This is a genomic window from Acidimicrobiales bacterium (genome assembly GCA_033344915.1).
GTDB lineage: Bacteria > Actinomycetota > Acidimicrobiia > Acidimicrobiales > Aldehydirespiratoraceae > JAJRXC01.
In genome coordinates this window covers 2,099,466-2,125,543 of sequence record JAWPML010000001.1, presented here as the reverse complement: position 1 = coordinate 2,125,543, position 26,078 = coordinate 2,099,466, and the positions used below count along the sequence as shown (strand labels likewise).

The following is a 26,078-nucleotide window of genomic DNA, read 5'->3' as shown; positions in this document are numbered from 1 at the left end:
ATCACTGCAATGAACTCTGATGATGAACTCGAGCCGACGATCGAGGTGATGGAGTCGTCGCCGGCGTTGGCGTTGCCTCGCGACGCGTCGATGGCGCTGGTTGCGGATCGGCTGGTTGATCAGGCCCGCGCCGAGGGCGTCTCGCTGACTGGCGATGGCGGGTTGTTGACGGGGCTTGTGCAGCAGGTGCTGCAGACCGCGTTGGAGGCCGAGATCACCGATCATCTCGGCTATGAACCCCACGCCGTCGAGGGCCGGGGCAGCGGGAACTCTCGCAACGGTCACTACCCCAAGACGGTGCGCACCGAGGTCGGCGACGTCCGCGTTGCGGTGCCGCGTGATCGAGGCGGCACGTTCGAGCCGGTCACGGTGCCGGTTGGGCAGCGGCGTCTTTCGGGGCTCGATCAGATGGTGATCTCGCTGTATGCCAAGGGGCTCACCACCGGTGACATCGCGTCGCACCTGTTCGACGTCTATGACCAGCAGGTGGATCCGTCGACGATCAGTCGGATCACCGACGCGATTGTCGCCGACATGGAGTCCTGGCAGAGCCGGCCGCTCGACGCGGTGTATCCGGTGCTGCTGGTTGACGGGATCCGGATCAAGATCCGCGACGGCACGGTCTCCAACCGCCTCGTGTATGTGGTGATGGGCGTCAACCTCGACGGCAAACGCGACGTCCTCGGCTTGTGGGTCGGCCCCACCGGCGGGGAGTCACCGAAGTTCTGGCTCGGCGTGTTCGCCGAACTCAAGAACCGTGGCGTCAACGACGTGCTGGTGCTGTGCTGCGACGGGCTCAAGGGCCTGCCCGACTCGGCCCGGGCGACCTGGCCCCTCGTCGACGTGCAGCTCTGCGTCGTGCACCTCGTGCGCAACTCGCTGCGTTACGCGTCGAAGAAGCACCGGGGCCAGGTCACCAAGCAGCTCAAGACGATCTACACCGCCCCGAGCCTCGACGCCGCCGAGACTGCCTTCACCGATTTCGCCGACGACTGGGACGACACCTACCCGGCGATGATCAAGGCCTGGCGCGACGCCTGGGACGACTTCGTGCCGTTCCTCGAGTTCCCTGCCGAGCTCCGCAAGATCGTGTACTCGACGAACGCGATCGAGAGCTTGAATGCTCGGTTCCGAAAGGCAGCGGTTCGGCGGGGGCATTTCCCGACCGAGCAGGCCGCGCTGAAGGTGCTCTACCTGACCGCGATCGAGGGGCGGAAGAACCGCCAGAACCCCACTGGACGAATCAACGGATGGAAGTCCATCCTGAACACCTTGACCATCCACTACGGCGACCGCCTGGCCGCCGCCAACCAATAACCATGACCGCCCCGGTTACACACACCGTTCAGCAGTCCCGATTGCTCCAGTCCCTGCTCTTGAGGTGCAAGTGGGCCTTGACGGGTTTCCGGATTGGTTTGATGTCTACCTGATCGGAGCCGGAGAGACCGTTGGCTAGCACGGAGTTCGTCGTCGACGTCCTGAGTCGAACGGGTGCATGGGATGCCCGGGTTTCGTGACCCGCTGATCTCGGCGAGTGTGACATCGAGGAGCTGCACCTGGTCCGTTCGCCGGCATACGTCTTGCCGAGCGGCGAGCAGCGCGGCGAGTGGCTCTTGGGAGTTGGCATTGAAGTCGACCAGGACCGGACGACAGCTTCGATGCGAGGCGCCCTCCCCCTAAAGGCGACATCTCTGAAGCTGAGGCGGGTGGACCCGTCACACTGGGACTACCTCTGGGTCGCCGGGCCGCGTGCCGAATGGCCGAGCATGGAGAGCGTCGGTGTTGATGTGGACCTCTACGAGCTCGCCCCCGAGACCGGTTGGTCCGCCCGAAAGATCGAGCTCAGCGAATCCATGATCATCGACAGCCTCACCAAGAAACCAGGAAGGAATCGGCTGGCCATTCCGGATGCACCGTACGAGGCAGCGTTTCTCGATTCGCTGTCGCGCAAGCGGACGCCACTGCGGGAGATCCTCGACCGCTTCCAGAACTGGCCTTCAGCAATGGAGGCAGGTCGGCTCACGCGAACCGACTTCCTCAAAGCTTGGGAGTTCGCGACCACGCACTCGCTCGGTCCGTGGCACGGCCTCCTGCACTAGAGGACTGTCAGGAATTTCGTGTATCGGCGGGTCTGTCAGATTTTCTGTGTATCCGGGCGTGGTGGTGTTCATCGGATGTGGTCGGCGATTCGGTCGCTGTAGTGCACGGTCAGGGTGTTCAAGATGGCCTTCTGGAGTTGAGGTCGCCGGGAGGTGAGCCTCCCGGCGACCCGGCTCCATCCCATCCCGTATCCCATCTACTCCACGTACTCGGCCGGATTCGCCGGACGGGACGACACTCGATTGGGTGCAATCGCAGGTCTCGGGCTGATGCTGAAGCCTTCACACGGCAGAGGTCACTGGTTCAAGTCCAGTACGGCCCACAATTTCGACACCTTGTGAGCGTTGTTTGAACCACCGTCGATGGGGGACACGTCGCACAAGACCGATTGTGCGCTGCGGGAGGCTGATCCGCGGCGGCAGCTGGCGGCTCCAGTTGAGGTCGCTCGGCCGTCGCTGGTGGTGACTCGTTGACGGAACTGGATTGATGTGCTGGCCTTCGGGGTGACCGGCGGGGTCGAGGCGGAAGGGGCTGCGTTCGATGCGGCGTATCTGGTTGTTGGTGGTTTTGGCGGTTGCTGCGGCGGTGTTGTCGCCGGTGGGTGTCAGCGCTCAGTCGGATGCGGAACGTGAGGCTGCGGTTCGTTCGATGCTTGGCGAGCCTGGTTCCTCGGAGGGTGCGCCGGATAATGAGGCGTTTCTTGATGTGCCGGGGACGTCGTTGGCGGAGTTGGGTCGTCCGGTGGTGGACGGGCCGGGCGGTCATGTTGAGGGGCAGCCCGTTGATGTTGTGACAGCGGAGGGCGAGGTTGAACGGGCCGCGCCGCGTTTGGATTTGCCGGAGCCGGGGCCGTTGGAGCCGGGGCTCGGGCCGGTTGTCGTTGTTGATGATCGTCGTGGTGAGTCCGCTCTGGTTGATGTGGCTGTCGAGGTTCTCGATGCTGAGAAGTCCGGGTTGTCGGGGGTGCCGTTGGTGGTGCGGGTCGAGGATCCGTCCGCGGGTGTCGTGACGGTTTCGTATGGCGAGTTTGCTGATGCGGGGGGTTGGGGGTTCTGGGATCGCATGGTGGTTCGGATGTATCCGGAGTGTGTTTCGGAGCGTCCTAAGGATGTCTTGTGTTCGGTGCCGGTGGAGTTGTCTGCGGAGTTGTTGGCACATGACCGTTTCGCGGAGACGGTTTCGTTTCGTTTGGACGGGTTGAGCGAGCTGGTGACGTCATCGCGTGATGTTGTGGCCGCGAGGGAGTCCGATTTCGACGTGCAGGTTCCCGTGCTCGAAGCCGAGGCGCAGCGTGACGCGACGCAGCGGCTTCGCGTCGAGAGCGCGACAACCGAGGCGGCCATCGACGATGCCAGTGCGGCCGACCCCAGCGATACCGAGCCCGAGACCGCGGCGGAGGGCGAACCTGAGTCTGGCGTGACTGACGCGGATGCCGTAGACGGGGCCGCCGCTGATCCCGAGGAAGCGCCAACCCCTGATGGGTCTTTGGCCGGTGCGTCGGCATTCGGGGAGCGCTTGGCAAGTCTGTCGTCGGCGGTGTTGGCGCAGGGTGCTGTGCCGTCCTCGCCGGTGGCGGGCGGCGGGGTGATTTTGGCGATGTCATCGGGGTCATCGGGCGATGAGGCCGGCAATTTGGGGGCGGTGCCGCAGGCGCAGCTGGGTGAGTGGTCTGTGTCACCGGGTTCGGGCAACTTCAGTTGGGCGTTCCCGATACCGGTGCCCGATGTCGCCGGAGGTTTGGTCCCAGATCTGCGGTTGTCGTATGCGTCGTCGGCGGTTGATCGGGTGACGTTGAACGAGAACGGCCAGGCTCCGTCGGCCGGGTTGGGTTGGGACTTCCCGATCGGGTCGATTCGGCGGAACTATTGGTCGTGCGGCCAGGATGGGAGTTCCGTACTGACCGATGCGTGGTGTTGGCACTCAGACAACGCGACCATCGTGTTGAACGGCCAGTCGGGTGAGTTGGTGAAGGTCGACTCGCACGGCACTGAGGCCGATGAGTGGCGTTTGGTCAACGACAACGGCTGGAACATCTACCGCTACTGGGGAAGCCTGGGCGCGAACGCGTCGTCGGCGTCGCAGTATGACGACAACGATCAGGAGTTCTGGGTGGTCGCGGTTCCCGATGGCACCCGCTACTTCTTTGGTCGGTTCAACGAGCACTACAACTCGACACTGACCGCGCCGGTGTTCGGCGATGATGCCGGCGAGCCGTGCAACGGGCTTTGGGGCCCGTGCTATCAGGCGTATGAGTGGCGCCTGGACGCAGTGACCGACGTGCACGGCAACTGGATCACTTACGACTACGACGGCATGGCGAACTACTTCAGCCTGGCTGGGGCCAACTTCAAGTACGACCGTGCGGCTCGGCTCACCAGAATCGAGTACGGCAAGCAGACCTCGGCCCCGTCGTCCGCCGCGGCGGTGGAGATCGAGTTCCCCTACGCGCTGCGCGAGGACGGCGGCACGCAGTACTGGCCCGACGATCTTGATTGCGACAACACCGGAGGCGTTTGCACCGAAACCACGCCGACATTTTGGGAAAAGACCCGGCTCGGGTCGATCGAGATCAACGTGCAAAACGAGAGCGGTTCTGGGTATCGCACGGTTGACACGTTCACTCTGAACCCGCACTACACCCACTACTCGACCGAAACGCTCGACCGGATGCTGCTGAGCTTCATCTCGCACGAACCATTTGGTGATGAGGGTTCCGCATTGGCGACAAGGGTGACAACGTTTGGCCATAGCGTTCGCCAGAACCTCGCGACGGCGATTCCGACACCGCTGAACATCTACCGTCTCGACACGATCTGGGACGTGTCGATGGGCGGGACGATCGTGATCGACTATGGCCAGCACAGCCCCTGCACGGCCGGGCAGCTTCAGGACCCGCCGTCGCCGGCGTGGTCTGCGAACACCAACGATTGCTTCCCGAAGTGGGTCGTGCCGTCATCGGGTCAACCGGGCTTTCGCGTGTTCAACAAGTGGCTCGTGGAGACCGTGACGCAGAAGTCCAACGTCGCCAACGCAGAGCCGGTGCTCACGACCTACACCTACGACGACGCCAACGCAGTGCCCAACGCGGGTGCGGGTTGGGCCGATGATGACAACCCGTACGTGCCCAGCGGACAGCAGTCATATTCGCAGTGGCGGGGCTACGCCGACGCCACCGTGATCGTCGGCAACAGCACCGATGAACAGCAGCGCACCGACTTCCTGATGCATCGCGGGTTGGGCGTCAACCTTCCCGGCACCTCGGTCGCCGATCCTGAAGAGTTCGCGGGCCGTGTGCGAACCGTGTGGAGCAGCGTCTCAACCAACGGAACCTACGACCCGGTCGATTGGACCACCACCGGCTATGAACGCATCGCCGAGCACACCAACCCCGACGTGTGGTTCGTGCATCCCGAAACAACCTGGAACTCACGCGAAACCTCAACCGGGTCGACCTGGACCTCGCGGGTCACCCGAGACGTCGTCGACCGCCGCGTCGTGGAGGTCGTCAACGAGCCGACATCGGGCAGCTCGACCGACGCGACCTGCACACGAACCGACTATCACTCCTATGACACCTGGAACTTCGGCGCCCGCCATGTCGCCGCGCCCTACCAGGTCCGTTCCTATGAAGGCACCAGCTGTACGGGGTCCAAGATCAGCCGCACACTGCTGTTCTATGACGGCAGCACAACCGCGTCCGGCGCGACATTCGATCAGAACACCAAACTGAACCGGACCAAGGTTCGCGTCTACGACAACGACACCACCTACTCCGAAACCAAGACGGAGTACGACGATTCACCCACCACCTCGGGCTACGGGCACGTCACCGCAACCTTCGATGCCCGCAACACTGAAACGTCGATCACCCCGACCGTGACCGAGGGGTTCATCACCCAGATCACGACCACGGTCGATCCCGGCTCCGGCGCTCTGGCGCTGACATCCACGGCGACGTTCACCCGCGGACGAGGCTCCATCAAGACCACGACCGATGTCGATGGGCTCACGACGACCACCGACTACGACCGTCTGGGCCGCCCGCTCGAGATCGATCACGCCCACTCCGACGGGGTCGACGCGATCATCACCTACACCGAAGACGGCTGGTTCCCATACACCAACCCGAACGGCACCAACTTCACGACTGTTCACGTCCAACGCCTGCACGACGACAACAACACGACCACCGCCGCAGACGACGTGTACGTCGACCGCTACAGTCACTACGACGGGCTCGGCCGACTCCAACAAGTCTTCGGCGACAACGACCCAGCAACGAACTTCGACGGCAACGGCCCCTTCTCGGGCACCGTCGTGACCGCGACCAACTACGACTCCGCGGGACGTGTCGAGTACCAAACCGAACCGTTCCACTGGTCGAGCGTGACTGACGAACCGATCCCGCTCGCGAACCTCACCGGGGTCGAGATCTCGTATCACAACGACTACGACGGCCTTGGCCGCATCACCGACACTCACCGCTACAACGGCACCACCCTCGCCGCGACCACGACGTTCGACAATCACCCCGACAAGGTCGTCGTCACCGACCCCGAGAACAACACCGTCACCACCACCTACAACCGGCGCGGCCTCACGGCCAGCATCGACGACGGCGCCGCCAGCCCCGAATACACCTATGACATCCACGGCCGTCTGACCTCGGTCACCGACCCCAGCTCAGTGCGAACCAACATCGTCTACGACTACACGTACTGGCACACCCAGCCGGGCACAAACCCGTCCTGGACGGGCCGCCAATACTCCGTCACCGACACCGACCGCGGCACCACCCGCTTCGAAACCGACCGCAACGGGAACATCATCCGCGTCGAGGACGACAACCCCGACGTCAGCAACGACATCCGTACCAGCTACGACAACGCCAACCGGCCCGTGCGCCGGTGGGACCACAACATCGGCAACACCGTCGGCAACGGCCGCCTCGCCGAATGGGTGTACGACCCCAACAAGGCGCGCCTCGACCGCGAGTTCTCCTACACCGACCAAGGCACCTTCTTGCGCGACGTCCGCAGCCGCGACGCCGCCGGTCGACCGGAAACGGTTCGATGGGACATCCCCGCGATCGGCGGCTTCGCGTCGTACTACGACTTCGATAGCGTCTACAACGACGACGGCACGCTCGCGTCACGTACCTACCCCGCAAGCAGCGGCCTCAACGCCGAAACCGTCAAGTACACCTACGACAACGCCGGACGGCTCGACACCGTCATCGGCGACGGCACCTACAGCAGCGACACGTATCTCGCCAGTACCCGCTATGACGACCTCGGTCGGCCCTGGACCACCACCCACGGCCAAGCCGGCAACATCATCGAACGCATCCGCAGCTTCGACACCGACACCGGGCGGCTCTCTGGGCTCACACTCAACACCACCGCGACCGCGCCCGCAACCACCTACACGATGCAAAACGAGGTCTACGCCTACGACGACGCCGGCAGCCTCGAATACATCCACCGCGGCGTCGGCGGGATCTTCCAGAACAAGGAGTGCTTCGAAAACGACAACGCCGGCCGACTTGTTCAACGCTGGCAAACCACCGCCACAACCTGCGGCAACCCCAACAACCCCAACGTCACCGGATTCCACGAAGACTTCACCTACAACAGCCACTCCCAGCTCACCTGGGTCATCGACAACACCACCACATCCGGCGCCAACGACCAGCAATACCGCTACGGGTCCGCCTCAACGTCCAACGCCGATCACCAACCCAACTACATCTGGATCGGCGGCGTCACCCACGACACCTTCACCTACTACGACAACGGCAACCTCAAGACCCACGACACCGGCACCACTACCCGCAGTTTCGACTACGACGCCCAAGACCGCCTCGCCACCGCCACCGTCAACGGCCAAGACACCGAGTACGCCTACGACGCAAGCGGGCAACGTTGGTACACCAAGGAACCCGACGGCACCATCCGCCTCTACCTCGACGATACCCAAGTCGCGCTCGCAGCAGGATGGCTCCCCGCAACCGTACGCAGCTACAGCACCGGCAGCATCCACCTCGCCACCCGCAACTCGCTACTCACCGACCTCCAATACACGTTCGGCAACAACCAAGGCTCCACCGCCATACTCGTCGACGACAACCCCTCCACCACACCCACCGACCCCGCCTGGCACGCCCGCAGCTTCGACCCGTACGGCGACCTCACCGCCCACTGGCAAATCAACACACCCCAAGTCGCCCACGACCAACGCCAATTCCTCAACCAATACCACGACACCACAACCGACCTCACCTACCTCAACGCCCGCTACTACAACCCCACAACCCGACTCTTCACTCAACCCGACCCACTCCGCCAAGAAACCCGACCCCAAGCAACCAACGCCTACGGCTACGCCCTCAACAATCCCACCAACTACACCGACCAAACAGGACTGTGTCCAGGGTGTGATGAGGCGGACATGCGCTTCCTGGAGGAGAGGAAGCAGCAGTGCTACTCGGGTGACCTTTCGCGTTGCACCGATGCCCAGATATTGGAGATCGCTCTCAGCGCGTTCACAGGAACGACCGACAACCCCAACATTGTTATCAACGCGGGGCAGGATCGAGCGATACCACGGATCATCGCTGAGGATGCAGCCATCGCGTGGGTACTGGACGGAAAGCAGGAGTACAGCGGAGATCTGGGCGACTTCCTCACTGATCTCGGTATTAAGGCGGGGCAGACGTTCGTTGTCGCCATCGCGGCAACAGGCGCTGTTGCGGCGTGTACCCTCGCAACTGCAGTCTGCGTAGTTGTGATCGGGGGTAGCGTCGGTGCGATGACGCAGATAGCGACCACCGAAGCAATCGACTGCTATCAGGGTGCATCGTGCGGGACGATGACGAAGGAAGAGTTTGCGGGCGAGTTCGTCGAAGGAATGGTAATCGGAAGCACTGCGGGCTTCCTAGCACCAGCCACGGCCGCGGCCGGTGAACTGCCCGCACAAACCGCCGGAATTTACGCCGTGTTCAGAGCTCAGGGCCCGGCTGTCGCCTTGGACACACTAGACGACACAGCGACGCAGAGGCTCGTGAACTGGGTAGTGCGGAAGGCCGCTGAGCTGGCCAACGAGACTATCGCTAGCGGTTAGGCTATCGGGCGATGGTGATACGCGTCTTCAATGTGGCCGCGATTCTCGCGCGACCGGTCTACTCCGCTGCGTGGGCTCTTTGCTATGGCGGCGTGGCGCTCCTCTTCTGCCTCTCTGCGGCGTTGGGCGAGGGCAGTCCCGCTCTCGCGATCTTTATGGTGCCAGCCTTCTTAGCCGTTGGCTCCTTTATCCCTATTGCCACTACTGCATTGGTCAGTAGTCGCGGTGTTCGCCGGGCCATTCCTCGGAGTGGATGGATTGCGGCTGATCGAATCGTAGACCTCGGTAGAGATCCCGTCGCTGCGCCCTACAGCCTTGTCGCCAACCTCCACGACGGATCGGAGGTCATCCTTCTTAGCGGGGCCTACGCCGGCTGGTTGTCAGACCATCGAGTCTGCCGGAAGCTTGAACGGGCTTCGGAGTTGATCCGGACGGCGATAAGAGAGCGCACCGTCGACGGTTCGGGCGGGACTACCGCGCGCTAGGGGGTCTGCCCCCCGGTTTGGTTGATGTTCTCGATTCGAGGCGTGTGCCTCGGCAAGGATGGGCATCGTGCCGATGACGTGGTGCGGTGCGCGTTGCTCGCAGCAGCGACACCCAGTTCGCGCAGCTCGCGAAGGAATTCGGCGCGGAAGCGGTGACAGGTTGACACGGCTCAGCGTCTGATTCCTCCTCGTCTGGGTCGCATCTGGATGCCGGCCTTCTTGAGCCAGCGCATGACGGTGGCGTGGTTGACGCCGTAGCGGTCGGCGATGGTGGCGCAGGAGTCGCCGGCCTGGTACTGCTCGATCAGGGCGGGAAGATCGGCTTCGGTGAATGAGGGCTTCCCTCCTCTTCGAGGGATGGCTCTGGCTTCGAGGTGCTTGGAGATGGTGTGGTGATGCACCTGGAACTGGCTCGCCAGGGCCTTGACCGTGGTCCCCGCTTGGTAGAGCTCGACGATCTCATCGATCTGAGCTGTTTCCAGACGACGATGCCTTGCTACATTTCGACGTGGAGCGAGTGAACGGTCACCTTCAGTGGTAGGAACGTCCTTTCCATGGTGGAGATCACTCCGACCTCGACAGAGCCGATGTCAACGACGACGCGCTTGTCCCAGCACTCGTCGAACGACACGCCGGAGATCGAGGTGAGGATGTCGATCCTCACGGGTGGGTAGCCGAGCTGGATGACGACATCCGGCTCGAGGAAATCGTCCCGGGTGAGGCCGATGGAGCCCATGCCGAAGTCGTCGAGGGCCCCGATGAGTCGATCCGCCTTCTCTGCGTCTGCGAGGATCCAGACGTCGAGGTCCTTGGTGGCGCGAGGGTGGCCGTGAGCGGCGACGGCGTAGCGCCGACGATCAGGAAGCGAACGTTACGTGCGGCGCAGCTTTCGATGAACTCGATGAAGTCGGGTGTCAAGAGTTGCATCGCCGCACTCCATGCTGAGCTCGCTGGCCATGGCGAGTCGTTCCTCGATCGGGCGGTCTCGCCAGTAGTCGGACCACGAGGTGTCACGGTCGGTGAGCGCTCGTTTGGTGGCCATGGCGGCAATCCGCTTCATAGAAGACCAGCCTATCGCTCGGGTCTGCCCCCGGGTCTGCCGCGACTGGTCAACGAGTCGCGAGCTCGACCTTCTTCACGACCCACCCGACGGAGGGCCACTACTCCGTATGGCGACACCATCCCGGACAATGAACCTGTTGGGCCGCGCCCAGCGCCCCTGAGTAGCTACGACTGGGTCGACATGAGCCTCGCAGCGCTCTTGGTCGCCGCTCACCTGCTCGAGTGTGGACTCTCCTTCGAAGCACCCGAATAGAGGAGTCGGGAGTTGACGTTCACAACGCCGGGGTCAGGTTCGATTCCCCTAAGGTCCACCATTTGCGGAACTCGGGGAGACAACGGCGCCAATGATTGAGTTCCTCGTGAGCCGCGGGCCCCCATCCACCCCGTACACGACGGGTTGGCTCGTCGCCTTTGCCATTGGCACAACGCTTGCGTGCGGAAGATTCTGGTGGAAGCGCCCGCGTAGTCTTGAATCTTGGGTTGTACTCGGGGTTGCGGCCATCGCGTGGGGCTTCGTAGGAGCGGACCTCCTGTAGCGACGCGCCTCGCGCGGGTGGGTCTGGGTGTCTGACGAGGACTGGGTGGCGGCAGGATGATCCGACTGGTTACGTATGGGCGCGACTACTTCTGGGCGGCGGCGCCGTTTGTGTGCGTCTCGTTGGGCGCACTGGTCTTCGCCAGCGAGAACCGGATCGTTGGCGTGGATGTGCCGGACTGGACACGGCTGGTTGTTAGCGCCGTCGGGTTGCTCATCGGCATCTGGGTGGTTGCGCACATCGCAATCTCGCGCTGGTCGTACGTCAGTATTCGCGCCGGGATTCTGTCCGTGATGCTGCCATTTGGCTGGAAGGCGGTCGGCCCTCCCGAAGTCTGCACGGTCCGCGTACATAGGACGGGACGAAGCCACTGCCTCACCGCCTCTTCGTCCACGACATCAGCGACACGGACCATCCCGGAAGATGCCATATCGACCCAGGCGATCGAGCAAATGCGGCAGCACCGCATCACGGTCGTTGTCGACACCGATGAGACCGACTCGATCGAATAGATCGAGTGGGGCTGCCTTGCTCCTTCTCGACACCTGAGTCCTGCGAGATGCGTCTGGGTCCGCCGCATCCCTCCCTGCCTCGGTCTCAGTTGCACACCAGAGCGACCAGACGGTCACGCTCGGGGAGGGCGCCATCTTGCGCCCTGCGGTCACCGCTTCCACACTGGGCGGCGTGTCGTTGGTGACGAGCAAAGTGAGAACGGGCGCTGTCGCGTTGGTGGTCGCGCTCACGGCGTCGGCGTGCTGGACTGCCTTCGGATTCAACTATCGCAACACCCGCGCGAACCCGTTCGAGTCGACGATTTCCGCCGCAAACGTCCCGCAACTCACCGAGAGTTGGAACCACAGCGGTGTCGACGGGGTGACGAGCACGCCGGCGACCATCGGCGATTGGGTCTACTTCGGCTCGTGGGACGGGTATCTCCGTGGCGTCGACCGGGCGGACGGCAGCCTCCGCTGGGAGACCCAGCTGACCTCGGGTTCGGGCGCCGGGGTGATGGTCGATGCCACGCCCGCGATCAGCGGCGACATGATCTACGTGGGCGACGGCCAGGGCGAGTTCCACGCGCTCGACCGGCTCACCGGAGCGGTCGAGTGGAGCCTGCAACTCGACAACCACCCCCAGACACGGCTCTTCGGTTCGCCGGTGGTGGTCGACGACCTCGTGATCGTGGGCGTCGCCTCCTACGAACTCGCCCTCGTCAAGGAGGACTACACGTTCCGCGGCAGCGTCGTCGCGATGGACAAGACGACCGGCGTGGAGCAGTGGCGGCTCTACACGACGCCCGATGACGAGACGGCGGGCGCCGGGGTGTCGGTGTGGTCGACACCGGCGATCGATCTGTCCCGTGGCTTGCTCTACATCGGCACCGGCAACACCTATGAGGAACCGGCCGCGCCGATGAGCGACGCCCTCCTTGCGGTCGACTACACCACGGGCGAGCTCGAGTGGATACGGCAGTTCACCGAGGGCGACGTCTACACGATCTTCGGCACGCCGCCCCAGGGCCCCGATGCCGACATCGGGGCCGCCCCCAACCTCTTCACGATCGGGGGACAGGACGTGGTCGGGGTCGGCGACAAGGCCGGGGTGTACGCGGTGCTCGATCGCGACACCGGCGCCACGGTGTGGGCCCGTCAACTGACCGAGGGCAGCCATCTCGGCGGTGTGATGCTCACCTCGGCCTACGCCGACGGGACGATCTTCGCGGCGTCCAACGTGATGGCCGACGCCTTCGACTACACCAGCGCCGCCAACACGTCGGAGGTGTTCGCACTCGATGCCGACGACGGGTCGATTCTCTGGCAGCGGACCCTGCCGGCCGCCTCCTTCGGCGCGGTGAGCCACGCCAACGGTGTCGTGTACCTCCCCACCACGCCGGGCACCGTCTACGCCCTCTCGGCCGCCGACGGCACGGAGCTGTGGTCGGAGGATCTCGGCGCCGACCTCGGTGGCGGCGTGAGCATTTCCGACGGCACGCTGTACGCGCCCTACGGATTCTGGTTCTTCGGGAGTCCGCCGAATCCCGCCGGGGGCGTGGCCGCCTTCCGGCTGCCGGACTGACCTCGCGAGCGACGTCGACGTCGCCTTCGGTCGGCTCAGCTGTCGTACGGATCGGGGCCGGAGCCCCGGGCTCGACCCTCGTCGGCGGATAATCACCCGAGCCCGTCGGTGGGCGCCGGTACGGTTTCGGCGTGGGGTTGTCGATGTCGCCTTGGCGCGCGTTCGGGGCGCTGCTCGCCCCGCATCGGGCGCGGGTGGCGGCCATGGCTGCGGTGTTGGCTGTCGCCGGCGCGCTTCCGCTGGCCGGGCCGATCCTGATCGGACGCTTCATCGACGACGCGGCCGACGGGGCGGCGGCGTCGGCGTTGCTGGTGATCGCCGCGATCTATGTCGGCATCGGTGTCGGGCGCCAGGTCGTTGCCGTGGCCATGGCGTGGACGGCGGCCGACCTGGCATGGCTGGTCACCAACGAGCTGCGATCCGATCTGGCGAGACACGTGCTGTCACTCGATCTCGGATTCCACCGTCGCACCAGTCCCGGCGAGTTGGTGAGCCGGGTCGACGGCGACGTGACGGCGCTCAGCGAGTTCATCGCCCAGTTCGCGGTGAAGGCGGTCGCGGCCGGCGTCACGCTGGTCGGCATCGTGGTGATCGTCACCGCGCAGGACTGGCGTATCGGCCTCGGCTTCGCCGTGTACCTCGCCATCGCCGTCGGCACGATGTTCGCACTGCGGAATCAGTCGGTCGACGAGGCCGCCAGCGAGCAGGCGGCGATGGGGCGGCTGCTCGGTGAGGTCGAGGAGCGGCTGACCGGCGCCGACGACCTGCGGGGCAACGGAGGAGGGAGCCACGCCGTCGCCACCTTCCAGGTCGCCAGCGCCCGTCTGCTGCGGGCGATGCTCCAGCGCGAGAAGCAGGGCGTGATCTTCTGGGTGGCGTCCAACGCGGCGTTCGTCCTCGGCGGCATCGCGATCCTGGCGATCGACGCCGCGCTGTTGCGCAACGGATCGATCACGATCGGCACCGCCTATGTCGTCTTCCAGTTCACGCAGATCCTGCGCGAACCGCTGGGGCAGTTGGCCGACGAGACCGAACGGGTGCAGCGGGCCGCCGGCGGCATGGTCCGCACCCTCGACCTCATGGCCGAGCGCTCGGCGATCGCCGACCAGGGCGAGGACCGACTCCCCGCGGGTCCGCTCTCGCTCACGTTCGACGACGTGTCGTTCACTTACGCCGACGAGGACGATGCCACCCCGGTGCTGCAGGACGTCGCGATCGACCTCGCGGCCGGCTCGACGCTCGGCGTGCTGGGCCGCACCGGCAGCGGCAAGACCACGCTGGCCCGGAGCCTGCTTCGCCTCGTCGAACCCACCGCGGGCGTGGTCCGCATGGGTGGCGTCGACATCTCGACCGTGCCGCTCGCCGACCTGCGCGCCCGCACCGGCGTGGTGAGCCAGGACGTGCATCTGTTCGCTGCCTCGATCCGCGACAACCTCGTGCTCTTCGACGACACCGTGTCCGACGATCAGGTTCGTGCGGCGCTGCGCGAGCTCGGCCTGCTCGACTGGGTCGAGGCGATGCCCGACGGACTCGACACCGTGCTCGGTCCGGCCGGCGCCGGCCTGTCCGCGGGGGAGGGCCAGCTGATCGCGCTCACGCGTCTCTTCCTGCGCGAGCCGGACCTGGTGCTGCTCGACGAGGCGTCGTCTCGCGTCGACCCGGCAACCGAGGAACGGGTGACCCGGGCAATCGATCGCCTGATCCAGGGTCGGACGGCCGTCGTGATCGCCCATCGGTTGTCCACGGTCGAGCGGCTCGACGAGATCGTCATCCTCGACGCCGGGCGAGTGGTGGAGCACGGCAGTCGGCAGGACCTCCGCGCCGATCCCGACTCCCGCTATTCCGCGTTGCTCGACGTGGGTGTGGGGGTCGAGGTCGACGCCGCGCTGCTCGAACCGGGGGCGTCATGAGCGATCGAGTCCGCCCCGACGTGTTCGCCTGGCGCACCGGCGTGTTCCGACCCCGCCTCTGGGCGTTCACCTGGGTCACCTGGGCCGCGTTCTTCCTCAGCCCGCTGGTCACCGGCTGGCTGCTCAAGCTCGTGTTCGACGAGCTCGAGCAGTCCGGGTCCATCAACGGTCTCCTCGTCGGCCTCGGCATCGCCGAGGCGGCGTCGTGGATCGTCTTCGCGCTCGCGATCTGGCTGGTGATCCGCTGGTGGGTGGCGGTGAGCACGATGGTCCGCACCAACATGCTCCACGCCCAGACCGTGAGCGGTGGTCCGAAGGCGGCTCGTCTGCCGATGAGCCCGTCGGAGGCGATCACCCGCTTCCACGACGACACGCGAGACACCGTCATCTGGGCCGACTCCTGGCTCGACGGCTCGGGCACGCTGGTCTACGGCATCGGGGCGCTCATCATCATGGCCACGATCGACGTCGGCGCCGCGCTGGTGGCGCTGGTTCCGCTCGTGGTCGTCACCGTCATCACCCGCAAGCTCACGCCGAGGCTCTACGCGGCCCGAGACGCCGATCGTCGCGCCGCGGCGACCGTCAACTCGTATCTCGGCGAGATGTTCGCGGGCATGCTCGCGTTCCGCCTCGCGGGGCGGGAGGGCGCGGCGGTTGCCCGGCTCGAACAACACACGTCGCATCGCCGCCGCACCGCGGTGCGCGACACCGTCCTGCAACAGGCCATCGACGGCATGTCGTCGTCCACCTCCGACGTCAGCATCGGGCTCACCCTGCTCGTGCTCGTCCCCTCGATGCGCGACGGCAGCCTCAGCGTGGGTGACCTGGCGCTGTTCGTCGCCTACTCGGTGCAGCTCGGCCGGGTCCCGCGCTTCGCGGCCCGGCTCATCACCGCCCGCGAGCAGGCCATCGTCGCCTACGAACGCATGGGCGAGATGGTGCCGCCCGGCCGGATCGAGGATCTCGTCGAGCACAGCGAGGTGACGATCGAGCCGCGCGACACCATGCGGGTCCGCGACCCCGATCCCGACCGCGTTCCGCTTCGCCGGCTCGATGTGCGCGACCTCACCTTCGTCCATCCCGACACCGGTGGCGGCATCCGCTCGATCGACCTCTCGGTGCCGAGGGGCGGCTTCGTCGTCATCACCGGCGAAGTCGGCGCGGGCAAGTCGACCCTGCTGCGCACCCTCGCCGGGTTGGAACGGGCCGATGCCGGATCGATCGCCTGGAACGGCGTGGAGATCGACGACGTCGCCTCGTGGATGGTGCCGCCCCAGTCCGCGTACCTGCCCCAGGTCCCACGGCTGTTCAGCGAGTCGATCGCGGCCAACGTGCGGCTCGGTCGCGATCACCTGCCGATCGACGATGTCCTCGACGTCACCACGCTCACCTCCGACCTGGCCGAGATGCCCGAGGGCGTCGCCACCCGCGTCGGGGCGCGGGGTCTGCGGCTCTCCGGTGGGCAGGCCCAGCGGGTCGCGACCGCCCGCAGCCTCATCGCCGCGCCCGAACTGCTGCTGGTGGACGACGTGTCGAGCGCGCTCGACGTCGCCACCGAACTCCGGCTCTGGTCCGGTCTGCGAGCCCGGGCCCAGAGCACGATCATCGCCGTGTCGCACCGCCAATTGGCGTTCGATCTCGCCGACGAGGTGATCACGCTGCGGGCCGGCCGCATCGTCTGAGCCGGGCGGATGGGCTGTCGAGTGAGTCGATTCAGTCTTCTTCGTCGGCGAAGTGCGCGGGCAGATCCTGGGCGTAGGAGAGCAGGCGGACGACGTCGACATAGTCGTCGCGCTCGAGATAGAGCCACCCACAGGGGAATCCTTCGATCCGGAACGACCGCAGACCCGGGATGTCGGACCATTCACCGAGGCGCCGCGAGCCTGCTCCCGGCATCGCCGAGATGGTCTGGAGGGTTGCGACCGCACTCTCGAAGAAGCGCTCGCCGATGTCGTCGCCGGCCTCGGATCGGTCGTAGCGGGTTCTCTCGATCAGGTCGGTCTCGGCCAGCGGACGCAGCCGGACCGGGGTCACCGATCGGTACCGAGGGCGGAGCGGCGAAGCTCGGACACGACCGCGTCGGTGACCGGCCGCGCGTCACCGGAGTCGAGCCCGTCGGCGATGAGTCGACGGAGGCGCCGGGCCGCCTGTTCCTGCTGATCCTTGCGGATGAGGTCGCGCAGATACTCGCTGGTGTTGCCGTACTCACCGGACCGCACCCGCTCGGACACGTAGGCCCGCATCGGCTCGGGAATGGCGAAGCTCATCGTGTTCTTGCTCACCCTGGCAGTGTGCGGCCGACTATCAACTGTTGTCAATGCTAAGCATGCGGCACGCCGACCAACGAGGAGACACACCACCGATGGGCATCACCGGAGTTCACACGCTGCTCTACACGCCCGAAGCCGAAGCGCTGCGCACGATGCTCGTCGACGTGTTGGGGCTCGGCCATGTCGATGACGGTCAGGACGCCGGCTGGTTGATCTTCAAACTCCCGCCGGCGGAACTGGGGGTCCACCCCGGCGACTCGCCCTCGCACGAGATCTCGTTCATGTGCGACGACCTGGACGCCACCATCGCCGAACTCGAGTCCAAAGGCGTGGAGTTCAACGGCGAGCCGGTCGACGAGGGCTGGGGCATCGTCGTCACGATGGTGTTGCCCGGCGGCGTCGAGATGCTGCTCTATCAACCCCGACACAACACGGCGATCTGACCCGGCCGGCTCCCGTCTCGAGCAGCGTCAGGCCGATGCGAAGTGTTTCGCGAGATGGGCCATCTCCCGCATGCTGTCCTCGAGCGAGGGGCTGACATAGTCCGGGTCGAGTTCGCCGTAGAGCGAATGCAGGTTGGTGACGATCCGTTCGGCATCGGTGCACTCGCCGAACTCGCCCAGGTCGATGTCGCGGGCGGCGTCGACAGCGGACATCCCCGCGGCGTGGCGCAGGGTGCCTTCCGCCCGGACGAACTCGAGGTAGGCCTTCACCCGCCTGACGCCGTCGTTGTCCGTGACCGGGCCATGGCCCGGCACGACGGTGTCCGCGCCGAGCGCGAGGATCACGTCGCACGCCCGGATGTAGCCGTCGAGCGGGCCCGCCCACCACAGCGGCGTTCCGTTGACGAACACGATGTCGCCGGTGAACACGGTCGACGCATCGGGGACGTGGACGATGAGGTCGCCCTGGGTGTGCGCCGGACCGACCTCGAGGAGGTGGATCTGCCGGTCGTCGAGCGTGATCGTCAGCTCCGAGCTGAAGGTGCGGCTGGGCGGCGTCAGCGTGATGTCGTCGAAACGGAAGGCGGCGAACACCGCCATGTACTCCTCGACGACGGGATCTCCCCACGCAGTGGACAGCAACTGTTGGGTCATCGACGGCGGCATCTCGTCGAACTCCGCGGCGCAGGCATCGGTCGCGATGATCTCGGCGCCGGTGACGAGCTCGTTGCCCCAGCAGTGGTCCCCGTTGGCATGCGTGTTGACGAGGGTGGAGATCGGCCGCGTGGACGTCACCGCCTTCAAACCGTCGAGCATCTCCTGGGTGAGCTTCAGGTCGAACAGCGTGTCGACGAGAAGTGAGCGCTCGTCGCCGGCGACCAGGCCCGCATTGCTCCACCCCCAGCTGCCGTTGGGGAGCAGCCACGTGAACAGACCGTCGCCCAGTTCGTGGAGGCCCCGCGTGTAGTTGTTCTCCATGGCTTCCTTCCTTCGGCCTAGAACCCGGTGCGGAGTGGGTGGAACGGTCGAGCCGCGCCGACGGTCTGCTCGATCGCGCCGAGCTGGTCGATCTCCAGGCGGACGACATCACCGGGTTGCAGCCACCCCCGGAACGATTCGGGTCCCCCGGTCGCCATCAGCTCGAACAGACATCCGGTGGGGACGGTGCCGGACCCCAGTGCCTCGCCGGCCCGAAGATTCGTTCCCCGGGACGCATACGCCACGAGGTCCGCCCACGACCAGTCCATCTGATCCATCCAGCCGGAACCGGTCAGCTCGCCGTTGACGAACGCCCGCATCTCGAGGTGGAAGGAGTTGCCGGAACGGAACGGTTCCAACTCGTCCGCCGTGACGAGCATCGGGCCGAAGGTGTTCCCGCCGTCCTTTCCCTTCGCGGGGCCGAGACCGAGTCGCAACTCCTTGGTCGCGACGTCGCGGGCGCTCCAGTCGCAGAAGATCGTGTAGCCGGCGATGTGGTGATGGGCGTCCTCGGGCGCGATGTCGGAGCCGGGGCGCCCGATGATCGCCGCCACCTCGAGCTCGAAGTCGAACTGCTCGCAGCCGGGTGAGATGAGGACCTCGTCATGGGGGCCCAAGACCGACGAGGTGTTGGAGAAGTAGAAGGCGGGGATCTCGTCGAACTCGGGAGCCATGGTCAGTTCCGCGGCACTCAGGGAGTTCCGCAGATGGTCCAGAAAGGTGAGGAAGTCCCGCACCTGGACCGGCCGCAGCGGTGCGGCGAGGTCCGCCCCGGCGAAGGGAATCGTCTCGGTGGGCTCGTTGCGGGCGCGGGCTTCTGCCTCCGCCATCGCCGTGCCGTCGTCGCCGAGGAGCGAGATCAGGCCACCCTCCACCTGCACACCGTGGATCGACCCGCCCACCACGAGCCCGACGTGCTCGTCGCCATTCCCATCCCGGTAGGTCACCCATCTCATCGTGTTGCCCTCCCGGACGTGCGGGGATCGAGGTCCTCACGCAACGGCGTCTCGATCGCCGCGCGACTCGCCATAGCCCTATCAGCCGGAACCGCCCGGTTCGTGCCATTCCTCGAGTCTTCGTCGCCCGCTCGGGGCCGTCCTAGGCCATTCGGCTCCACTGCTGACAATCGGTAAGGCCGTGGTCGGAGTCTGCCGATGGCTCTAGCTACGGCCGGTGCACCCTCGCAGCGGCCCACAACAGGGGAGTCCACCCACCATGACCACCGCATACCAGTTCTTCACAGCCTGGGTCACCTCGCGAATCGATGATGATCGAGGCGCCTCGCTCGTGGAGTACGCGCTCCTCGTCGCGCTCATCGCCGTCGTCTGCATCGCCGCAGTGACCGCGTTGGGCTCGAGCGCCTCGGGCAAGTTCTCCGAGGTCGAGAGCGGCATCGGCTGATCCCGAGAATCCTGCGCACGGCGGTCCACCCGACACCGGGTGGGCCGCCGTGTCGCGTCTACGGCTGGCGCCGGTCCTGACCGGTTCGTGTACGGTGCGGACACCGATCGATGGCCGGCATCCACCCTCCACCGCATGATCGGCGAGCGCACCTCCTGGCGATCGCCTCGGCGCTTCTGGTCACCATCCTGTGGAGCTCGTCGTGGGTGCTCATCCGGCTGGGTCTCGACGACGAGGACCTCGCCCCGCTGACCTTCGCGGGCCTGCGCTACGGCCTCGCCGCCATTGCCCTGATCGTCGCGGTCTCGGCGAAGCGGAGTCGTCGCCAGGAGATCCGACGGCTGGACCGGCGGGCGCGGGTCGAACTCGTGGTGCTCGGCGTCGTGTTCTACGCGCTGACCCAGGGAGCGCAGTTCGTCGCGATCGACAGCCAGCCGGCCGCGACCACGAGCCTGGTGCTCTCGCTGACCCCGCTCTTCGTGGGGATCGCCGGGGCGCGGTCGCTCGGGGAACGCCCGACCCCCCGACAGTTCGCCGGCTCCGGCCTGATCGTCGCCGGCGCGGTCGTCTACTTCGCCGGTGACCTCGGTGCGACCGCGATCGGACTGACCGCTGCGATCATCGGCCTCGCCGCGAACGTCGGCGGCTCCCTCCTCGGCCGCACCGTCAACCGCACCCAGTCGACCTCGCCGATCATCGTGACCACCGTCAGCATGTCGATCGGCGCAGCGCTGCTCGTGCTCGCGGGGCTCGTCGTCGAGGGTCTGCCCTCGATCACGCTGCGCGCCGGGCTGATCATCGCCTGGCTGGCGATCGTCAACACCGCGTTCGCCTTCACCCTGTGGAACCTGTCGCTGCGCCGGCTGTCCGCGATCGAGTCGGCCGGGATCAACAACACCATGCTCCTCCAGATCGCCGTACTCGCGTGGTGGTTCCTGGACGAGAGCCCCGGCTGGATCGGCCTGGTCGGTGTCGCCGTCGTGTCGGCCGGTGTCTTCCTCACGCAGCTCCGGCGATCTCCGGCGCCGACCTAGAGTCGCGCCATGTCTGACGCCGCCCTCGACCCGATCGGGCCGGACACCCTCGTCGTCGTCACCCACGCCATGCGAGCGGAGCGGGGCGAGCTCCTCGAGCTGCTGTCCGGCCTCGACGCCGAGGACTGGACCCGGCCGACCGAATGCCCCGCCTATCCCGTCAAGGGGATCGCCACTCACATCCTCGGCGACGACCTGAGCCTCCTGAGCCGCCAGCGTGACGGCGCCATGCAGGGTCTGATCCTCTTCGCCGAGCACAACCCGGGGCTCGACTTCCGCGCGCTGCTCGACGGGTTCAACGACCAGTGGGTGGAGGCGGCTCGCTTTCTCAGCCCCCGCCTGCTGCTCGAACTGCTGCGGCTCGTGGGGGAGGAGAGCGCGGCCTTCTACGAAGAGATCGACCCGATGGCGCCGGGCGAGCCGGTCCCGCTGTTCTCCCCGCCGCCCGGTGAGGGCTCGCCCTACTGGCACGCGATCGTGCGCGAGTACCTCGAGCGGTGGACCCACCACTCGCAGATCCGCCGTGCCCTCGGGCTGTCCTCCCTGGCCGACTCGCCGTTCCTCGAGGTCGGCGCCCGCATCGTCGCGACCGTCGCCGCGCTCCCCGCATCGGTGCCGGACGTCGGCGACGTCACGCTCGGCCCCCTCACCCTCGGCTCGCGCGCCCAGGCCGCCGATCTACTGACGCTGGCACATCACGAGGACCAGGCGGCGGCCCTGATGGGCGGGCCTGAGGATGCCGTCCGCGCCCTCGCGGCGCGGATCGCCCGCCGCCCGGACTGACGACCTTCGCCGTGTCAACCGACAACCGCGACGACCGCATGGCCGGCCCTCCGGTGGGCGACATCGACGTGCCGGACGTCGTGCGCGAATTGGCGAACGGTCAGCCGATCATGCCCGTGTGGGAGAACCAGCTCGGTGGGCTGACGTTCCGACTCGGTGACGGGGAGACCCGGCGGTTCGTCAAGTGGGCGGCGACGGGGTCGGGGGTCGATCTCGCCGCCGAGCGGGACCGGCTCATGTGGGCCGGCCCGTACCTGCGGGTGCCCGAGGTGCTGGACTTCGGCACCGACGCCGACCAGAGCTGGCTCGTGACCGCAGGGCTCGCCGGGGAGAGCGCGGCGTCTTCCCGGTGGAAGGCGGAGCCGGCGGTCGCCGCCCGCGCCATCGGTGTCCAGCTCCGCGCCGTGCACGACGCCCTCCCCGTCGAGACCTGTCCGTTCTCCCGCTCGGTCGAGACCCGGCTCGCGACGGGGGGCCGAGAGCCTTCGGACGAGCTGCTGTCGGCGCCGGACTGGCGGCCGGACTTCCGCGGCGTGACCGTGCGTGAGGCATTGCGCCGCGTCGCGGAGGTCCCGCCGATCGACGCGCTCGTCGTCTGCCACGGCGATCCCTGCGCGCCGAACACGTTGATCACCGCCGACGGTCGGCCCGCGGGCGTCGTCGATCTCGGATCGATGGGCGTCGCGGACCGTTGGGCCGACATCGCGGTCGCGACCTGGAGCGCGGACTGGAACTTCGGCCCCGGTTGGCAGCAGGCACTCCTCGATGGCTACGGGATCGATGCCGACCCGGAGCGGACCGAGTACTACCGCCTGCTGTGGGAGCTCGGCTAGCGGTCGGACCGCGGCCGGCGCGCTGGTCAGCTCAGTGGGACTCGAGCCATTCGACGAGACGGCTTCGTTCGTCGTCGGTGGTGCCGGTGCCGGGCAGATAGTGGGTGCGTCGGGGGCGTCGGTCGAGGAAGAAGCTGCCCGGTTCGGCGTCGTCACCGCCGGTCGCGGCGAGCCAGACCATCGTGTCGGCGCCCTCCTCGGCGGTGCGCAGGAGCGGGCCCATGACCTTGCCGAAGCCGGGGAGACCGGCATCCACGCCGGGGGTGTCGACCCAGCCGGGGTGCATCGAATGCATGACGATGTCGGGCGCCCAGTCCGGAGCGAGATGGGTGACGAGCTCGACCTGACCGCGCTTCGCGCGGGCGTAGGCGATCGCGCCGCGGTAGTCGTCCTCGCTCAGTTCGATCGAGTCGACGTCGAGGCCCTGTGTGTACATGCCGCCGGACGACATCCACAGGACCCGGGCGCCGGGGTTGAGCGCGGGACGCAGGTCGCGGGTGAGCAGGTACGGACCGATGAGGTGACTCGAGAGCGTGAGCTCGTTGCCGCAATCGTCGGTGCGGTACTCGGAGGTGAGCGCTCCGGCGTTGTGGATGAGGACGTCCAGCCCCGAAGCGAGGCGGCTCATCTCGGCCACGAACGAGGCGATCGAGGCCCGGTCGGCGGTGTCGAGCGCGTGCCCCGTGGCGGTGCCGCGTCGGGCGTCGGACCCACCCCGGTTCAACGCGTCGGCGGCCTCCTGCGCACGATCCTCATCCCGGGACGTGAGGTGCACGTCGGCGCCGAGGTCGAGCAGCCGGGCCGCGGTCGCCTCGCCGATGCCGCTGGTGCCGCCGGTGACGACGACCGTCTGGCCGTCCATCCGGGGCAGGTCGTGATCCCAGTCGAAGAGTCGGTCGCGGGCGCGGATGCCGAGCTTGGTGAAGCTGCCCACGACGGTGCCCTCGAGCGTCGAGTCGAGGATCGAGGAGACCCGGGCGGACGGGCTCATGCGCGGGCCTTCGATGCGAGCACGCGGCGCATGCCGTCGGCGGCCCGGTCACCGATGCGGTCGAACGCGAGCCGCAGCAGCGGATCGGCGAGCCGGAGGATGCCGTTCAGCTCGAGCGTGGCGTCGTAGTGCACGATCGCGCCGCCACCCTCGTCGGCCGGCGTGACCTCGATGACGTCGTAGCTGCGGAGCAACGACGACGTCGCCTCGATGACCACACGGGTTGACGGTTCGAACTCCAGGGTCTTGTAGCGCAGTGTGGTGGCGGCGACCTTGACGTCGTACTCCGCGTGCATGCCCGGGGCCTCGCCGGCGACCAGCTCGGCGGAGCTGACGCCGGGATCCCACTCCTCGAAGTTGCGGAGGTCAGCCATGTAGGCGAACGCCTCCTCCGGACTCCAGAGGGTGGTGACGGTGGTCGAGTAGTGGGCCATGAGGTCTGGTCTACCCCCGACCGGCAATCGGCAAACCTCGCGTTTGAATTCTCGCGTCGCGGGGCATGGTTCCCCCGTGCCCGAATCCGCAGACCCCATCTCCTCGCGCCGCGTGCTCGTCACCGGCGCCACCGGCTATGTCGGCGGGCGGCTTGTTCCCCGCCTGCTCGACGACGGTGACGAGGTGGTCTGCCTGGTGCGCAACCCGGCGTCGCTCGACCGGCCGTTCACCCCGGCGGTCACGACCGTCGAGGGTTCGGCCGACGACCCGGATGCGGTGGCGGAAGCAGCACGCGGCTGCTCGGTCGCGTACTACCTGATCCACTCGCTCGACGGCGACGACTTCGAGCAACGCGATCGTGACCTCGCCGAGGCGTTCCGCACCGGATGCGAGCGCGCCGGCGTCGAACGCATCGTCTATCTCGGCGGGCTGGGCGCCGAGGACGACGATCTCTCCCCGCATCTGCGGAGCCGTCAGGAGGTCGGTGCCGTTCTCGCGGCCGGGCCGATCGCCGTCACCGAGCTTCGCGCCGCCGTCATCATCGGCTCGGGGAGCGCATCGTTCGAGATGTTGCGTTGGCTGACGGAGTTGCTCCCGATCATGACCACGCCGTCCTGGGTCAACTCGACGAAGTGCCAGCCCACCGGCATCAACGACGTGCTCGAGGCGCTCTGCGCAGCCCGTCATCGCACCGTCGCGGGCCACGACGTGCTCGAGCTGGGTGGCCCCGACGTGGTCACCTACCGCGAGATGATGGACATCTACGCCGAGGCCGCGGGCCTTCCCCGCCGGCGCATCATCGGCCTGCCGACCCTGTCACCCGGCTTGTCGGCCCACTGGGTCGCCCTGGTGACGCCGCTGCCGGCGACCCTCGCCCGCCAGCTGGTCGACAGCCTCGTCAACGACGTCGTCGTGACGGGCGAGTCGGCCGCCGACGCGCTGGGCCTGGACGTGCAGAGCTTCGAGAGCGCCGTTCGCGAAGCGATCCGGATGGTCGACGACCTCGTGATCCCTACCCGTTGGAGTGGCAACTCCCGCGCCGAACTGGACGCGACGCCCGACGCCGACGACCCGGACTGGGCCGGCGGCAAGGTGTTCGAGGACGTCCGCCGGGTCGTCACGCCCGCGACGTCGCCGCAGTCCGTCTACGGGGTCGTCACGTCCCTCGGCGGCGAACGCGGCTGGCTGTGGGGATCGTGGCTCTGGTGGGTGCGCGGCGCGCTGGACCAGCTCGCCGGCGGGATCGGCCTTCGCCGCGGCCGGCGTCATCCCTACGAACTGGCCGTCGGTGACGCCGTCGACTTCTGGCGGGTCGTGGATCTGGAGCCCGACCGGTTCCTGCGGCTCCGGGCCGAGATGAAGCTGCCGGGCTATGCGTGGCTCGAGTGGACGATCTCGCCCACCACGGACGCGAGCGGCCAGCACGCAACCGAGGTCGTCCAGCGGGCCCGCTACGTGCCGCGGGGCCTGCTGGGGCGTCTCTACTGGTACTCGGTCGTGCCGTTCCACCACGTCATCTTCCCCAAGATGATCGGGGCGATCCTGCGTGCTGCCGAGGCGGAGACGATCGCCGGGACCGACGCGGAGGCTGTGACGACATGAGGGTGGCGGGCTAGCGT

General features: G+C 66.8%; 22 protein-coding genes. 13 read left to right on the top strand and 9 right to left on the bottom strand.

Translation table 11 applies throughout. The annotated features are described in order from the left end of the window. The first annotated feature begins 9 nt into the window (after positions 1 to 9). The 3 genes from R8F63_10385 (at position 10) to R8F63_10375 (ending at position 9,222) form a co-directional block, all read left to right on the top strand. Positions 10 to 1,317: an IS256 family transposase gene (locus tag R8F63_10385; GenBank protein MDW3219008.1), complete on the top strand. Its 1,308-nt coding sequence runs from the start codon at positions 10 to 12 to the stop codon at positions 1,315 to 1,317. A gap of 389 nt (positions 1,318 to 1,706) precedes the next feature. After that, a complete protein-coding gene (locus R8F63_10380; GenBank protein ID MDW3219007.1) occupies positions 1,707 to 2,099 on the top strand; it encodes a hypothetical protein in 393 nt (130 codons plus the stop codon). Positions 2,100 to 2,640: 541 nt separating this feature from the next. Further along, the gene (locus R8F63_10375) at positions 2,641 to 9,222 is read left to right on the top strand and encodes an RHS repeat-associated core domain-containing protein (protein MDW3219006.1); all 6,582 of its coding nucleotides are present in this window, start codon (positions 2,641 to 2,643) and stop codon (positions 9,220 to 9,222) included. 655 nt (positions 9,223 to 9,877) lie between these two features. On the opposite strand, the gene R8F63_10370 is transcribed toward R8F63_10375, so the two are convergent. The 3 genes from R8F63_10370 to R8F63_10360 all read right to left on the bottom strand — a co-directional run bounded on the left by R8F63_10370 (position 9,878) and on the right by R8F63_10360 (position 10,749). Further along, complete coding sequence (locus R8F63_10370; protein ID MDW3219005.1) at positions 9,878 to 10,108, bottom strand: helix-turn-helix domain-containing protein; 231 nt, start codon at positions 10,106 to 10,108, stop codon at positions 9,878 to 9,880. A gap of 95 nt (positions 10,109 to 10,203) precedes the next feature. Next, positions 10,204 to 10,443, bottom strand: a complete 240-nt coding sequence (locus R8F63_10365) for a hypothetical protein (GenBank protein MDW3219004.1) — start codon at positions 10,441 to 10,443, stop codon at positions 10,204 to 10,206. A gap of 135 nt (positions 10,444 to 10,578) precedes the next feature. Continuing rightward, the gene (locus R8F63_10360; GenBank protein ID MDW3219003.1) at positions 10,579 to 10,749 is read right to left on the bottom strand and encodes a hypothetical protein; all 171 of its coding nucleotides are present in this window, start codon (positions 10,747 to 10,749) and stop codon (positions 10,579 to 10,581) included. Positions 10,750 to 11,361: 612 nt separating this feature from the next. On the opposite strand from R8F63_10360, the gene R8F63_10355 reads away from it, so the two are divergent. The 4 genes from R8F63_10355 (at position 11,362) to R8F63_10340 (ending at position 16,973) form a co-directional block, all read left to right on the top strand. Further along, positions 11,362 to 11,817, top strand: coding sequence for a hypothetical protein (locus R8F63_10355; protein ID MDW3219002.1), 456 nt, complete (start codon positions 11,362 to 11,364; stop codon positions 11,815 to 11,817). A gap of 193 nt (positions 11,818 to 12,010) precedes the next feature. Further along, positions 12,011 to 13,381, top strand: coding sequence for a PQQ-binding-like beta-propeller repeat protein (locus tag R8F63_10350; GenBank protein ID MDW3219001.1), 1,371 nt, complete (start codon positions 12,011 to 12,013; stop codon positions 13,379 to 13,381). Between the two features lie 143 nt (positions 13,382 to 13,524). Further along, positions 13,525 to 15,291: an ABC transporter ATP-binding protein gene (locus tag R8F63_10345; GenBank protein MDW3219000.1), complete on the top strand. Its 1,767-nt coding sequence runs from the start codon at positions 13,525 to 13,527 to the stop codon at positions 15,289 to 15,291. Next, positions 15,288 to 16,973: an ABC transporter ATP-binding protein gene (locus tag R8F63_10340; protein MDW3218999.1), complete on the top strand. Its 1,686-nt coding sequence runs from the start codon at positions 15,288 to 15,290 to the stop codon at positions 16,971 to 16,973. The genes R8F63_10345 and R8F63_10340 overlap by 4 nt, the downstream gene beginning before the upstream one ends. A 31-nt stretch (positions 16,974 to 17,004) precedes the next feature. Here R8F63_10340 and R8F63_10335 read toward each other — a convergent pair whose 3' ends face one another. After that, the gene (locus R8F63_10335; GenBank protein MDW3218998.1) at positions 17,005 to 17,325 is read right to left on the bottom strand and encodes a type II toxin-antitoxin system RelE/ParE family toxin; all 321 of its coding nucleotides are present in this window, start codon (positions 17,323 to 17,325) and stop codon (positions 17,005 to 17,007) included. Next, positions 17,322 to 17,573, bottom strand: coding sequence for a type II toxin-antitoxin system ParD family antitoxin (locus R8F63_10330; protein MDW3218997.1), 252 nt, complete (start codon positions 17,571 to 17,573; stop codon positions 17,322 to 17,324). The genes R8F63_10335 and R8F63_10330 overlap by 4 nt, the downstream gene beginning before the upstream one ends. 44 nt (positions 17,574 to 17,617) lie before the next feature. Between R8F63_10330 and R8F63_10325 the strand changes: the two genes are divergently transcribed. Continuing rightward, positions 17,618 to 18,004 carry a hypothetical protein gene (locus tag R8F63_10325; GenBank protein MDW3218996.1) on the top strand — a complete coding sequence of 129 codons (387 nt, stop codon included), beginning with the start codon at positions 17,618 to 17,620 and terminating at the stop codon, positions 18,002 to 18,004. A gap of 27 nt (positions 18,005 to 18,031) precedes the next feature. On the opposite strand, the gene R8F63_10320 is transcribed toward R8F63_10325, so the two are convergent. Continuing rightward, positions 18,032 to 18,982 (bottom strand): MBL fold metallo-hydrolase, encoded by a 951-nt coding sequence (locus R8F63_10320; protein ID MDW3218995.1) that lies wholly within the window; start codon positions 18,980 to 18,982, stop codon positions 18,032 to 18,034. Between the two features lie 17 nt (positions 18,983 to 18,999). Beyond that, positions 19,000 to 19,929: a fumarylacetoacetate hydrolase family protein gene (locus R8F63_10315; protein ID MDW3218994.1), complete on the bottom strand. Its 930-nt coding sequence runs from the start codon at positions 19,927 to 19,929 to the stop codon at positions 19,000 to 19,002. A gap of 268 nt (positions 19,930 to 20,197) precedes the next feature. On the opposite strand from R8F63_10315, the gene R8F63_10310 reads away from it, so the two are divergent. The 4 genes from R8F63_10310 (at position 20,198) to R8F63_10295 (ending at position 23,033) form a co-directional block, all read left to right on the top strand. Beyond that, entirely contained in the window at positions 20,198 to 20,383 is a 186-nt protein-coding gene (locus R8F63_10310) for a Flp family type IVb pilin (protein MDW3218993.1), read from the top strand. A gap of 110 nt (positions 20,384 to 20,493) precedes the next feature. Beyond that, complete coding sequence (locus R8F63_10305) at positions 20,494 to 21,417, top strand: DMT family transporter (GenBank protein ID MDW3218992.1); 924 nt, start codon at positions 20,494 to 20,496, stop codon at positions 21,415 to 21,417. Between the two features lie 9 nt (positions 21,418 to 21,426). Further along, complete coding sequence (locus R8F63_10300) at positions 21,427 to 22,200, top strand: maleylpyruvate isomerase family mycothiol-dependent enzyme (protein ID MDW3218991.1); 774 nt, start codon at positions 21,427 to 21,429, stop codon at positions 22,198 to 22,200. Between the two features lie 11 nt (positions 22,201 to 22,211). Further along, positions 22,212 to 23,033: an aminoglycoside 3'-phosphotransferase gene (locus R8F63_10295; protein MDW3218990.1), complete on the top strand. Its 822-nt coding sequence runs from the start codon at positions 22,212 to 22,214 to the stop codon at positions 23,031 to 23,033. Positions 23,034 to 23,064: 31 nt separating this feature from the next. Here R8F63_10295 and R8F63_10290 read toward each other — a convergent pair whose 3' ends face one another. Both R8F63_10290 and R8F63_10285 read right to left on the bottom strand, forming a co-directional pair. Further along, the gene (locus R8F63_10290; protein ID MDW3218989.1) at positions 23,065 to 24,024 is read right to left on the bottom strand and encodes an SDR family NAD(P)-dependent oxidoreductase; all 960 of its coding nucleotides are present in this window, start codon (positions 24,022 to 24,024) and stop codon (positions 23,065 to 23,067) included. Next, a complete protein-coding gene (locus R8F63_10285; protein ID MDW3218988.1) occupies positions 24,021 to 24,458 on the bottom strand; it encodes an SRPBCC family protein in 438 nt (145 codons plus the stop codon). Before R8F63_10285 ends, R8F63_10290 begins: the two co-directional genes overlap by 4 nt. Before the next feature lie 76 nt (positions 24,459 to 24,534). On the opposite strand from R8F63_10285, the gene R8F63_10280 reads away from it, so the two are divergent. Continuing rightward, the gene (locus R8F63_10280) at positions 24,535 to 26,061 is read left to right on the top strand and encodes an SDR family oxidoreductase (protein MDW3218987.1); all 1,527 of its coding nucleotides are present in this window, start codon (positions 24,535 to 24,537) and stop codon (positions 26,059 to 26,061) included. Positions 26,062 to 26,078: the final 17 nt, after the last annotated feature.

Coding starts and splice junctions, on each gene's coding strand:
- R8F63_10385 (MDW3219008.1), top strand. CDS start 10: ATGAACTCTGATGATGAACTCGAGCCGACGATCGAGGTGATGGAGTCG.
- R8F63_10375 (MDW3219006.1), top strand. CDS start 2,641: ATGCGGCGTATCTGGTTGTTGGTGGTTTTGGCGGTTGCTGCGGCGGTG.
- R8F63_10365 (MDW3219004.1), bottom strand. CDS start 10,443: ATGGGCTCCATCGGCCTCACCCGGGACGATTTCCTCGAGCCGGATGTC.
- R8F63_10360 (MDW3219003.1), bottom strand. CDS start 10,749: ATGGCCACCAAACGAGCGCTCACCGACCGTGACACCTCGTGGTCCGAC.
- R8F63_10355 (MDW3219002.1), top strand. CDS start 11,362: ATGATCCGACTGGTTACGTATGGGCGCGACTACTTCTGGGCGGCGGCG.
- R8F63_10345 (MDW3219000.1), top strand. CDS start 13,525: ATGTCGCCTTGGCGCGCGTTCGGGGCGCTGCTCGCCCCGCATCGGGCG.
- R8F63_10340 (MDW3218999.1), top strand. CDS start 15,288: ATGAGCGATCGAGTCCGCCCCGACGTGTTCGCCTGGCGCACCGGCGTG.
- R8F63_10325 (MDW3218996.1), top strand. CDS start 17,618: ATGCGGCACGCCGACCAACGAGGAGACACACCACCGATGGGCATCACC.
- R8F63_10320 (MDW3218995.1), bottom strand. CDS start 18,982: ATGGAGAACAACTACACGCGGGGCCTCCACGAACTGGGCGACGGTCTG.
- R8F63_10310 (MDW3218993.1), top strand. CDS start 20,198: ATGACCACCGCATACCAGTTCTTCACAGCCTGGGTCACCTCGCGAATC.
- R8F63_10305 (MDW3218992.1), top strand. CDS start 20,494: ATGGCCGGCATCCACCCTCCACCGCATGATCGGCGAGCGCACCTCCTG.
- R8F63_10300 (MDW3218991.1), top strand. CDS start 21,427: ATGTCTGACGCCGCCCTCGACCCGATCGGGCCGGACACCCTCGTCGTC.
- R8F63_10290 (MDW3218989.1), bottom strand. CDS start 24,024: ATGAGCCCGTCCGCCCGGGTCTCCTCGATCCTCGACTCGACGCTCGAG.
- R8F63_10285 (MDW3218988.1), bottom strand. CDS start 24,458: ATGGCCCACTACTCGACCACCGTCACCACCCTCTGGAGTCCGGAGGAG.